The organism is Streptomyces sp. NPDC093065 (assembly GCF_044754585.1).
Taxonomy (GTDB): Bacteria; Actinomycetota; Actinomycetes; order Streptomycetales; family Streptomycetaceae; genus Streptomyces.
Window position 1 is genome coordinate 48,502 of the sequence record NZ_JBIVPJ010000020.1, and the last position, 11,727, is coordinate 60,228.

General features: G+C 73.3%; 9 protein-coding genes. 6 read left to right on the forward strand and 3 right to left on the reverse strand.

Annotation, left to right across the window (positions count from 1 at the left end; translation table 11 throughout):
- Window positions 1–11 precede the first annotated feature (11 nt).
- Window positions 12–452, reverse strand: a complete 441-nt coding sequence (locus tag ACIQFU_RS29180; RefSeq protein WP_007447969.1) for a cell division protein SepF — start codon at window positions 450–452, stop codon at window positions 12–14.
- A gap of 289 nt (window positions 453–741) precedes the next feature.
- Between ACIQFU_RS29180 and ACIQFU_RS29185 the strand changes: the two genes are divergently transcribed.
- The 3 genes from ACIQFU_RS29185 to ACIQFU_RS29195 all read left to right on the forward strand — a co-directional run bounded on the left by ACIQFU_RS29185 (window position 742) and on the right by ACIQFU_RS29195 (window position 4,775).
- A complete protein-coding gene (locus ACIQFU_RS29185) occupies window positions 742–1,911 on the forward strand; it encodes a DUF5685 family protein (RefSeq protein WP_402555376.1) in 1,170 nt (389 codons plus the stop codon).
- A 497-nt stretch (window positions 1,912–2,408) separates the two neighbouring features.
- Window positions 2,409–3,314 carry a S1 family peptidase gene (locus ACIQFU_RS29190; protein ID WP_402555378.1) on the forward strand — a complete coding sequence of 302 codons (906 nt, stop codon included), beginning with the start codon at window positions 2,409–2,411 and terminating at the stop codon, window positions 3,312–3,314.
- A 378-nt stretch (window positions 3,315–3,692) separates the two neighbouring features.
- Entirely contained in the window at window positions 3,693–4,775 is a 1,083-nt protein-coding gene (locus ACIQFU_RS29195) for a S1 family peptidase (RefSeq protein ID WP_402555380.1), read from the forward strand.
- Between the two features lie 114 nt (window positions 4,776–4,889).
- Here ACIQFU_RS29195 and ACIQFU_RS29200 read toward each other — a convergent pair whose 3' ends face one another.
- Window positions 4,890–5,954, reverse strand: coding sequence for a DUF3533 domain-containing protein (locus tag ACIQFU_RS29200; protein WP_402555381.1), 1,065 nt, complete (start codon window positions 5,952–5,954; stop codon window positions 4,890–4,892).
- Between the two features lie 174 nt (window positions 5,955–6,128).
- Between ACIQFU_RS29200 and ACIQFU_RS29205 the strand changes: the two genes are divergently transcribed.
- Both ACIQFU_RS29205 and ACIQFU_RS29210 read left to right on the forward strand, forming a co-directional pair.
- Window positions 6,129–9,698 carry a DNA polymerase III subunit alpha gene (locus ACIQFU_RS29205; protein ID WP_402555383.1) on the forward strand — a complete coding sequence of 1,190 codons (3,570 nt, stop codon included), beginning with the start codon at window positions 6,129–6,131 and terminating at the stop codon, window positions 9,696–9,698.
- Window positions 9,695–10,663 carry a DNA polymerase thumb domain-containing protein gene (locus ACIQFU_RS29210; RefSeq protein WP_402555384.1) on the forward strand — a complete coding sequence of 323 codons (969 nt, stop codon included), beginning with the start codon at window positions 9,695–9,697 and terminating at the stop codon, window positions 10,661–10,663. Before ACIQFU_RS29205 ends, ACIQFU_RS29210 begins: the two co-directional genes overlap by 4 nt.
- 18 nt (window positions 10,664–10,681) lie before the next feature.
- Here ACIQFU_RS29210 and ACIQFU_RS29215 read toward each other — a convergent pair whose 3' ends face one another.
- A complete protein-coding gene (locus tag ACIQFU_RS29215) occupies window positions 10,682–11,056 on the reverse strand; it encodes a cupin domain-containing protein (protein WP_402555385.1) in 375 nt (124 codons plus the stop codon).
- Window positions 11,057–11,170: 114 nt separating this feature from the next.
- Here ACIQFU_RS29215 and ACIQFU_RS29220 point away from each other — a divergent pair, with 114 nt between their 5' ends.
- Window positions 11,171–11,617: a MarR family winged helix-turn-helix transcriptional regulator gene (locus tag ACIQFU_RS29220; protein ID WP_402555386.1), complete on the forward strand. Its 447-nt coding sequence runs from the start codon at window positions 11,171–11,173 to the stop codon at window positions 11,615–11,617.
- Window positions 11,618–11,727: the final 110 nt, after the last annotated feature.

Here is an 11,727-nt window from a genome sequence, read left to right on the forward strand (position 1 = left end):
GCGGCCCCGCCTCAGCTCTGGTTGAAGAAACCGTCGGAACGGTGCGCGGCGGGCTCGCCGCTGATGACCTGGGTGTCGGCCGGGCTCAGCAGGAACACCCGGGTGGACACCCGCTCGATCGAACCGCGCAGGCCGAAGATGAGCCCGGCCGCGAAGTCCACCACGCGCTTGGCGTCGGTGCCCTCCATGGCCGTCAGGTTCACGATGACCGGGACGCCGTCCCGGAACAGCTCACCGATGGCCCGTGCGTCCCGGAAGCTGTCCGGGGTGACCGTCGCGATGCGGCGGCCCTTCTCCTCGGCCACGTCCGAGGCCACCTTCACCCGCGGGTCCGTGACCCAGGCGTCCCCGGGCTGCTCGGTGCCCTCGGAGTAGTCGTCGTCGTAGTAACGCTCGTCATCGTTGTCGTCGACGAGGCCGAGCCACGCACTCGCCTTGCGTACCGATCCCATGGACGCCTCCTCTCACAGCGGTCTTTTGTGCTTCCGCATCCCTATGGTCATCCATGATGCGGACGTCGCGCCAAGTGGATAGACGCCGCGCGGGGGGTTTGTGACGGTACTGGTGCACAGCGGATCCGTCGAGAGTCCTTGTGTCCCAAGGGTCCTTTCCCAAACGGATGCTGACTGTGAGTGAAATATGATTCTTCACGGCACACGGGTGAGGACGGGTGCGTACGGGTGAAGCCGGCGGTCGGTACGATGCCGCAGCTCAGCGTCGTACCAACCACGGGGGAGCGTCGTGTTCGGAATCGTCAGGCCGTGCAGGCACCGGCTCGGAGAGAGCCTCACAAGCCAGTGGATGGCTCATTTGTGCGGGTTGTGCCTCGCGCTGCGCAAGGACCACGGGCAGTTCGCGCGGATCGTGACGAACTATGACGGGCTGCTCATATCGGTTTTGACGGAGGCTCAGGCCGGGCGGGGCGGCGCGGGCGCCGGGCGGCGCACCGCCGGGCCCTGTCCGTTGCGCGGGATGCGCACCGCCTCCGTCGCGCACGGTGAGGGCGCCCGGCTGGCGGCGGCCGTCTCCCTGGTACTGGCCTCGGCCAAGGTGCGCGACCATGTCGCCGACGGCGACGGCCTGCTGGCCCGCCGGCCGGTGGCCCTCGCCGCCCGCCGGATCGCCGGCGGCTGGGACGCGGCCGGAGCGCGCGGCGGCGGCGCCGTCGGCTTCGACACCGCCGTACTGGTCGACGCCGTGGACCGGCAGGGCGGCATCGAGGCCCTCGCCGGGCCCGGCACACCGCTGCTCACCGTGACCGAGCCGACCGAGACGGCGACCGCCGCCGCCTTCGCGCACACCGCGCACCTCGCCGGTCGGCCGCACAACGCCGTGCCGCTCGCCGAGGCCGGCCGCCTCTTCGGCCGGCTCGCCCACCTCCTCGACGCCGTCGAGGACCGGGAGGCCGACGCCGCGTCCGGCGCCTGGAACCCGCTCACCGCCACCGGGACGCCACTCACCGAGGCCCGGCGGCTCGCCGACGACGCCGTGCACGGGGTGCGGCTGGCACTGCGGGAGGCCGAGTTCACCGACGGCCGGCTGGTGCACCGGCTGCTCGCGCACGAGCTGGGCGCGTCCGTGGACCGCGCGTTCGGCACCGTCTCGTGCGCCCATGGCGGCCATCCGTACGCCCCTCCCGGCACCCCGGGTGTGCCCGGCGGTCCCGGTGGGCCGACGCCCCCGGAGCCGCCGCGCCGCGACCGGCGCGGGCTGCTCGCAGGGTGCGCCGTGTGGCTGGGTCTGGCCTGCACGTGCCAGATGTGCTGCGGCACCTTCAACGACCCCTGGAGCGGGCAGCGCAGGGAAGGGCTCTGCTCCAACTGCGACTGCGGGAACTGCTGCGACTGCTGCGACTGCTGCAGCAACTGCAGCGACGGATGCTGCTGCGACGGCTGCGGGTGCGACTGCTGAGGCGCCGTCATCCGAGCCGTTCCGCGCTCGCCGCCGCCGTCCCGGGGCCCCGCGGGCCGCTCGTCCTCGCCGGCGCGCACTGACCGGAGGGCCATCCGGACGGGCGACTTCCGGACACCGCGGGCGGTGGGCGACGGGCGGCGGCGTGCGATGCCTCCGTCGGGGCCGCCGTGCGCGTTCGCCGGCCGCTTCGTCTGTACCTTCCCGATGCCGGGGGACACCCTTGCGGCCCGCGTCGAGGGGGGAGCGCGGACTGCGCCGAGTGCGGCGGGCGTTGACGGGAGCGGGCGGGAAGGGGACGGGTGGGTAAAAGTCGTTCAAAGCTTGACGGCCGAAAGGCACCCTTGCGCCGACCGGTCGTTCGGCCGAATACTCCAACCTCAGCGCTTGTCAGGGGCACGACGTATCCGGAACCCGGAGGTCCGTCCCTGGCTGCGCCTCACGGGCCCCCGACCCCACAAGAGGGGCCCCCGACTTCCCCTGTGGAGGAACGAAAAGTGAGGATCAAGCGCACCACCCCCCGCAGCGGCATCACGAGACGGACTCGGCTGATCGCCGTATCCACCGGCCTCGTGGCCGCAGCCGCCGTCGCGATCCCCAGCGCGAACGCCGCCGCACCCACCCCCGCCACCTTCAGCGCCGCCGAGCTGAGCAGTGCCGGCAACGCGGTGCTCAAGGCCGACGTCCCGGGCACCGCCTGGGCCGTCGACAAGCAGTCCGGCGAGGTGCTCGTCACCGTCGACAGCACGGTCTCCCAGGCCGAGATCGCGAAGATCAAGGAGCAGGCCGGCGACAAGGCCGGCGCGCTCACGATCAAGCGCACCCCCGGCACGTTCAACAAGCTCATCCAGGGCGGTGACGCCATCTACGCGAGCAGCTGGCGCTGCTCCCTCGGCTTCAACGTCCGCAGCAGCAGCGGCGCCGAGTACTTCCTGACCGCCGGTCACTGCACCGACGGCGCCGGCGCCTGGCGCTCCAGCTCCGGCGGCACCGTCATCGGCCAGACGGCGGGCTCCAGCTTCCCGGGCAACGACTACGGCATCGTGCAGTACACGGGCTCCGTCTCCCGGCCCGGCACCGCAAACGGTGTGGACATCACCCGCGCGGCCACCCCGAGCGTGGGCACCACCGTCATCCGTGACGGCTCCACCAGCGGTACCCACAGCGGCCGGGTCACCGCCCTGAACGCCACCGTCAACTACGGCGGCGGCGACGTCGTCTCCGGGCTGATCCAGACCACGGTCTGCGCCGAGCCCGGCGACTCCGGCGGCCCGCTCTACGGCAGCAACGGCACCGCGTACGGCCTGACCTCCGGCGGCAGCGGCAACTGCTCCTCCGGCGGCACGACCTTCTTCCAGCCGGTGACGGAGGCCCTGAGCGCCTACGGCGTCAGCGTCTACTAGTCCGTCAGCCCGTCACCGTTCACGTATCGAGCGCCGCCGGCGGCGTGACGAGCCCCCGTACACCGAAGCGACGGTGTGCGGGGGCTCAGTCGGTGCCGCCGGGGAGGACGACGCCGTTCTCGGACTGCCCGGCCCCGCACGGAACTCCCGCCGTGGGTGGAGGCCGCGGCCGCGCGCCTTGCCCGGAGTGAACGTCCGGGCCTCCTCGCGGTGAGGAGGTGAAGGCCGTGTGACCACACTGGAGTTGTCGTGCGCACGTCCTTAAGTCGACCTTGTGTACGGGCTGGGGAATCGGAAGAGTTAACGCTCGTCAACCAGCCTTCCGGTTCACGGGGTCCCCACAACCTCGCGGACCGACCCCCCACAGGAGGACGTGAGTTGAAGCACCGACGCATACCCAGGCGGCGGGCGGCCGTGGTAGGTGCGGGTATCACCGCACTGGTCGCCGCGGGAGTCACCTTCCAGACCGCGAACGCCAGCGAGTCCGAGTCGGCCTCCGCACCCGAGACCCTGTCGGTCACGGCGGCCGGGAAGCTCGCCACCACGCTGATCGGCGACCTCGGCTCCGACGCCGCGGGCACGTACTACGACGCGCAGGCCAAGAGCCTCGTCGTCAACGTGCTCGACCAGAGCGCCGCGCAGACCGTCGAGGAGGCCGGCGCCAAGGCGAGAGTCGTCGAGAACTCGCTCGCCGACCTGAAGAGCGCGCGCACCACCCTCACCGAGGACGCGGCCATTCCGGGCACGTCCTGGGCGACCGACCCGACCACCAACAAGGTCGTCGTCACCGCCGACCGCACGGTCTCCAAGGCCGAACTGGCCAAGCTGACCAAGGTGGTCGACGGGCTGGGCGCCAAGGCCGAGCTCAAGCGGACCAAGGGCGAGTACAAGCCCTTCGTCTCGGGCGGCGACGCCATCACCGGAGGCGGCGGGCGCTGCTCGCTCGGCTTCAACGTGACCAAGGGCGGCGAGCCGTACTTCATCACCGCCGGTCACTGCACCGAGTCCATCTCGACCTGGTCGGACTCCTCCGGGAACGTCATCGGCGAGAACGAGGCGTCCAGCTTCCCGGACAACGACTACGGCCTGGTCAAGTACACCGCCGACGTGGACCACCCGAGCGAGGTGAACCTCTACAACGGCTCCTCGCAGGCCATCTCGGGCGCCGCCGAGGCCACCGTCGGCATGCAGGTGACCCGCAGCGGCTCCACCACCCAGGTGCACGACGGCACGGTCACCGGCCTGGACGCCACCGTGAACTACGGCAACGGCGACATCGTCAACGGCCTGATCCAGACCGACGTCTGCGCCGAGCCCGGCGACAGCGGCGGCTCGCTCTTCTCGGGCGACAAGGCCATCGGCCTCACCTCCGGCGGCAGCGGCGACTGCACCTCGGGCGGCGAGACCTTCTTCCAGCCGGTGACGGAGGCCCTGTCGGCCACCGGCACGCAGATCGGCTGAGCCCGCAGGTCCGCTGAGCGGTACCCGCACCAGTGAAGTCCCGTCCCGCGCGCGAGGGGCGGGACTTCCGCGTGCGCCCGGGGTGCGGACGGCGCTTCCGCGCGGGTACGGCGGTCAGCCCGCCGCACCCGGCGGCAGTTCCGTCCCCTGCCGCCCGCGGGGCTGCAGCACGGCCGCCAGCATCGTGATCACCGTCCCCGCGACCGCCCACGCCCACAGCACCAGCAGGGACGCGGTCACGTCGTTCCCCTTGAAGTAGGCGATCGAGCGGGCCGTCCAGGTGCCCGCGCCCGGCGGCAGCGCCGGGCCGATCGCCTTCCAGAACGGCGGCAGCAGCGGCAGCGGGAAGGCGCCGCCCGCGCTCGGGTTGCCCGCGATCACCACCAGCAGGATCGCGAGACCGATGCCGACGATCCCGAAGACGCCCTGGAGGGCGAGCGTGGCGGCACCCACCGCGAAGGTGATCAGCGCGCCGAGCCCCCACAGGTCCACCACTCCGCCGGGCAGTGCGCCCAGGATCGGCCCGACGATCACCGCGCCGCCGAGCCCGCCGGCGATCGCGACCAGCGCCATCACGATCAGCCGGATCGCCGCCCGGCGCGGGTTGGACGGCCGGGCGCCGGTGCTGATCGCCAGGATCGAGGCGCACAGGTAGCCGCCCACGCACCAGCCCACGACCAGGTAGAAGGACGACAGCCCGTTGAAGTCGTGGGACGAGGCCGGGGCCACGTCGACGGTCCGCGTCGTGCGCTTCTCTGCCTGCTCCGCCTGGCCGACGACGCGCTCCAGGGTGGTGGCGAGGGCGGTGCCGCCGCCGGAGGCGACCAGCAGGGTGTCCTGCCCGCCCCCGGGGTCCACGATCAGGGCGCCGTCGATCTCCCGGTTCATGATCTGCCGCCGGGCGCTCGCCTCGTCGGCCACCGTGCGCGGGTCCAGCGGGGAGCCGGGCAGCCGCTCCAGCCGGTCCACCGTCTGCCCGGCGGCCGCTCCGGGCGCGGCCACCCCGAAGGGCACGTCCTTCGCTCTCGGATCGTGCAGCGCCCCCACGTAGGAGGCGATGAAGAGCAGCTGGAGCGCGATCACGCCGAGCACGAGCAGGGTGGCCCGCGGGGTGACGGCGTCCTTCACCTCACCGAGGAAGGAGCCGCTTCGCGTGCGGGGGCCCGGTGTGTGTGACATGTCCCCACAGTCCGGGTCGGGGGGTGTTCGCGCAGGTGGGACGGGGCCGAACGGATGTCGCACACACATTCGAGGATGGGGGTATGGTGGGTGGGGTAGCTGGGAACAGGCGTTCGATAATGGCGTTCGGGTCTACGTGGTCGTGCGTCGGGTTCATGAGTCGGGAGGTGCGTGATGCCGGGTTTCACGCATCTGCACACCGTCTCCGGGTTCTCCGCCCGCTACGGCGCCTCCCACCCGGAGCGGCTGGCCGAGCGTGCCGCCGAACGGGACATGGACGCCCTCGCCCTCACCGACCGCGACACCCTCGCGGGCACGGTCCGCTTCGCCAAGGCCTGTGCGAGGGCGGGCGTCCGTCCGCTGTTCGGCGCGGAGCTGGCGGTCGCCGCCCCCGAGTCCGGAGCCGCCGGGCGCACGGACACCTCCGTGCGCCGGGACCGGCGCCGTGCTCCCGTGCGCGGCGGCGCCTTCGTCGACGAGTCGGCCCCCCGGGTGACCTTCCTCGCCCGCGACGGCGCCCGCGGCTGGGCCGACCTGTGCCGCCTGGTCTCCGCAGCCCACACCGCCGAGGACACCCCGCTGCTGTCCTGGCCCGACAACCACGCCGACGGCCTGACCGTCCTGCTCGGCCCCGGCTCCGACGTCGGCCGCGCCCTCGCCGCGGGTCGCCCCGACCGCGCGGCGCGGCTCCTCGCCCCCTGGCGGGAGGTCTACGGCGACGCCCTGCGCCTGGAGGCCGTCTGGCACGGCCGCAAGGGCACCGGCCCCGGCTCCCTGCGCCTGGCCTCCCGTACCGTCGGCTTCGCCGCCGAGCAGGGCGTCCGGCCGGTGCTCTCCAACGCCGTCCGCTACGCCGACCCCGGCCAGGGCGAGGTCGCCGACGTCCTGGACGCCGCCCGCCGCCTCGTCCCCATCGACGTCACCGGGGAACTGGACTCCGGCGAGGCCTGGCTCAAGGGCGCCGGTGCCATGCGGGACGCCGCCGAGCGGATCGTCGAGTCCGCGGGCTTCCGGCGCGACACCGCCCACCGCCTGCTGGAGCAGACCCGGGCCACGGCCGCCGAGTGCCTGGTGGACCCCGAGGACGACCTCGGCATGGGCGCCGTCCACTTCCCCGAACCGCACCTCGTCGGCGCCGGCCGCCGCACCGCCCAGCGGGCGCTCGCCTCCCGGGCGGCGGCGGGCATGGTGCGGCGCGGCTACGACCGGCGTCCGGGCCGGCGCGAGTACTGGGAGCGGATGCACCACGAGCTGGACATCATCGCCCACCACGGCTTCGCCTCGTACTTCCTCACCGTCGCCCAGGTCGTGGACGACGTACGGCACATGGGCATCCGGGTCGCCGCGCGCGGCTCCGGCGCGGGCTCGCTCGTCAACCACCTCCTCGGCATCGCGCACGCCGACCCGGTCGAGCACGGGCTGCTGATGGAACGGTTCCTGTCCAAGGAGCGGGTGGTGCTGCCCGACATCGACATCGACGTGGAGTCCGCGCGCCGGCTGGAGGTCTACCGCGCGATCATCGGCCGGTTCGGCACCGAGCGCGTCGCCACGGTCGCCATGCCGGAGACGTACCGGGTGCGCCATGCCATCCGCGACGTGGGCGCCGCCCTGTCCATGGACCCGGCCGAGATCGACCGGGTCGCCAAGTCCTTCCCGCACATCCGCGCCCGCGACGCCCGCGCGGCCCTGGAGGAACTGCCCGAGCTGAAGGAGCTGGCGGGGGAGCAGGAGCGGTACGGCAGGCTCTGGGAGCTGGTCGAGGGCCTGGACGCCCTCCCGCGCGGCGTCGCCATGCACCCCTGCGGCGTCCTGCTGTCCGACGCCTCCCTGCTCTCCCGTACGCCGGTGATGCCGACCAGCGGCGAGGGCTTCCCGATGGCGCAGTTCGACAAGGACGACGTGGAGGACCTCGGGCTGCTCAAGCTGGACGTGCTCGGGGTGCGGATGCAGTCGGCGATGGCGCACGCGGTCGCCGAGGTGGAGCGGGCGACGGGGGAGCGGGTCGACCTGGACGCCGTGCCGGAGGGCGACCCGGCGACGTACCGGATGATCCGCTCGGCCGAGACGCTGGGCTGCTTCCAGATCGAGTCGCCGGGCCAGCGGGACCTGGTGGGGCGGCTCCAGCCGGCCACCTTCCACGACCTCGTGGTCGACATCTCGCTCTTCCGGCCCGGTCCGGTCGCCGCCGACATGGTGCGGCCGTTCATCGAGGCCCGGCACGGGCGGGCGCCGGTGCGCTACCCGCACGAGGACCTGGCGGAGCCGCTGGCGGGGACGTACGGGGTCGTCGTCTTCCACGAGCAGATCATCGACATCGTCGACATCATGACCGGCTGCGGACGCGGCGAGGCGGACCGGGTGCGGCGCGGCCTTTCCGACCCGGAGTCGCAGGGGCGGATCAAGGTGTGGTTCGCCCAGCACGCGGCGGCGAGCGGCTACGACGCGGAAACGATTCAGCGCACCTGGGAGATCGTCGAGGCCTTCGGCAGCTACGGCTTCTGCAAGGCGCACGCCGTCGCCTTCGCGGTGCCGACGTACCAGTCGGCGTGGCTGAAGGCCCACCATCCGGCCGCCTTCTACGCGGGCCTGCTCACCCACGACCCCGGCATGTACCCCAAGCGGCTGCTGCTGGCGGACGCGCGGCGGCGCGGGGTGCCGATCCTGCCGCTGGACGTGAACAAGTCGGGGGTCGCACACAGGATCGAACTGGTGTCTGATTCGCATGGGTCGCGGCCGCGGAAGCCCGCCGCGTGGGGCCTTCGCCTCGCCCTCTTGGACGTGCACGGCATCAGCGAGGCCGAGGCGGGACGCGTCGCCGAGGGGCAGCCGTACGCCTCCCTGCTCGACTTCTGGGAACGGGCCCGCCCCAGCAGGCCGTTGGCCGGACGGCTCGCCCAGGTCGGCGCGCTGGACGCGTTCGGCGCCAACCGGCGCGACCTGCAACTGCACCTGACCGAACTGCACCGCGGCGCCCGGGGCGGACGCGGCGACCAGCTCCCGCTGTCCGGCGGCCGGAAGACCGCCTCCGCCGGGCTGCCCGACCTCACCTCGGCGGAGAAGCTCAGCGCCGAACTGGGCGTGCTGTCCATGGACGCCTCGCGCAACCTGATGGACGACCACCGCACCTTCCTGCGCGAGCTGGGCGTGGTGTCGGCCAAGCGGCTGCGCGAGGCCCGGCACGGGGAGACGGTGCTGGTCGCGGGCGCCAAGGCGGCCACCCAGACCCCGCCGGTCCGCTCCGGGCGCCGGGTCATTTTCTCCACCCTCGACGACGGCTCCGGCCTGGTCGACCTCGCCTTCTTCGACGACTCCCACGACGCCTGCGCGCACACCGTCTTCCACTCCTGGCTGCTGCTGGTGCGCGGGGTGGTGCAGCGGCGCGGCCCGCGCAGCCTCAGCGTGGTCGGCTCCGCCGCCTGGAACCTCGCCGACCTGCTGGAGGTGCGCCGGGAGGAGGGCCTGGAGGGCGTCGCCGCCCGGCTGGCGGCCGGGAGCGGCGGGACGGACGGAGCCGGCGGAGCCGGGGACGACGACCCCGGGGGCGGACCGGCGCGCCGCCGCCTCGCCGGCTCGGACGGCCGGCCCGCGCCGGCCGGCTCCGCGGCCCAGGACCCGATGGAGCAGCGGAGGATCCGCATGTCCACCGGGTACGAGATGCACCCCTGGGCCGATCTGCGCCCCGCGGGCGAAGGGCCCGCGGTCGGAAGGAAGTTGTGGCACCAGAGTCCGGGGAGTGCGGGATGACGATTCTCTGCGTACGTTTCCAGCTGCCGCCGATGTACGAGGCGGCCCTGCCCGAACTGCTCGGGCTGTTGGAGGAGTTCACGCCGGTCGTCGAGGCGCTGCCGCCCGACGGCGCGCTGGCCGACCTGCGCGGCGCCGAGCGGTACTTCGGGCGCGACGCCGTGGAACTGGCCTCCGTGATCCGGGTGCGCGCCCTCGCGCTGTACGGCGTGGACTGCGTGATCGGCGCCGGACCCGGCCCGATGCTGGCCCGCATGGCGCTGCGCGACGCCCGGCCGGGCCTGACCCGCGCGGTGCCCGGCGGCGGGGAGCGGGACTTCCTCGCCGGCAAGCCCGTCGCAGCGCTGCCCGGCGTCGGCACCGCGACCGCCCGCACCCTGTGCGAGTACGGCCTCGACACCCTCGGCCGGGTCGCCGCGGCGCCGCTGTCCACGCTCCAGCGCCTGGTCGGTGCGAGGACCGGCCGCGAGCTGTACGAGAAGGCCCAGGGCGTCGACCGCGGCCGGGTCGTGCCCAACGGCGTCTCCCGGTCCCTGGCCGCCGACCGCCCCTTCGACCGCGACGAACTCGATCCCGGCCGCCACCGCCGCGCCCTGCTCTCGGCCGCCGGGGAACTGGGCGCCCGGCTGCGCGCCGTGGACAAGGTCTGCCGCACCCTCACCCTGACCGTCCGCTACGCCGATCGGTCGGCCACCACCCGCAGCCGCACCCTGAAGGAGCCGACCGCGCACTCGGCGGCGCTGACCCGGGCCGCGTACGACATGTACGGGGCGCTCGGCCTCCAGCGCGCCCGGGTCCGCTCGGTCGCCCTGCGCGCCGAGGGGCTCGCCCCCGCCGAACACGCCTCCCACCAGCTCACCTTCGACCCCGTGGACGAGAAGGTCCGCCGGATCGAGGAGGTCGCGGACCGCGCGCGGGCGAAGTTCGGGCCGCGGGCGGTGATGCCGGGGTCCCTGGCGGCGTGATCTCCCCTCGTGCAGGTCCTAGCCGGCCCACGGGGGAGTGAGCCGGGTGCCGTCGGCCAGCACCGCGGTCAGGCCGACGGAGGTGGTGACCCAGGAGGTGGCGGTCCGGTCGGTCGGGTTCTCGACGGCGAGGGTCGCCCCCGCGTTGACGATCACGGTGTCGCCCGCGGTGACGCGCTCGGTGCGGCCGTCGAGGGTGATCAGCAGCTCGCCGGTGAGCAGGTGGAAGATCTCCTCCCGGTCGACGGTGTGCGCGGGTGCCTTCGTCCCCGCCGGGATCTCGCCCCGCCAGGCGCACAGCTCCTTGCTGCCGGCGCGGGAGTTGGCGTAGGAGACGAAACGGGCGCCGTGGATCTCGTGGGTGACGCCTTCGGACGAGCGGACGACGGGCATGACGGGCTCCTTCTGGAGTTGTGTGGTCGCGCCATGGTCAAGCGGCTTGATTAACCCTGTTCTCCATATGGTCAAGCTGCTTGACCAAAGTGTCAAGGGTGTTTCAATGCCCCCGTGCAGAACTCCGACGCCATGGCCCTGACCGCCGCCCTGCTCGCCGCGGCCGGCGGACTCACGCAGCGCATCCAGGAGGGTGTCGTCGCCCGCGGCTTCGGGGACGTACGGCCCGCGCACGGCTTCGCCTTCGCCCGGCTCGCCCCGGACGGGGCGACGGTCACCGATCTGGCCGTGCATCTGGGGATGACCAAGCAGGCGGCCAGCCAGCTGGTCGAGGAGCTGGTCCGCAAGGGGTACGTCGAGCGCCGGCCGCACCCCGCCGACGCGCGCGCCCGGCTCGTCGTGCTGACGGAGGCGGGGTGGGCCTGCACGCGGGCCGCGGAGGAGGCGGCGGCGGAGGCCGTCGGCGCCTGGGCCGGGGCGCTCGGCGAGGACGGGGTGCGTGCGCTGCGCGACGGTCTGCTGCGGGTGGCGCCGGCCGGGCCGCTGCGGCCCGCCTGGTGAACCCGGCCCCCCCAGCACCCGCGGTACCGACGGCGTCGGTTATCACTGGAAGTTTTTACTGACGCGTAACTTCACACTTGCACTACTCGCCCGTAACTTGACGAGTGAAC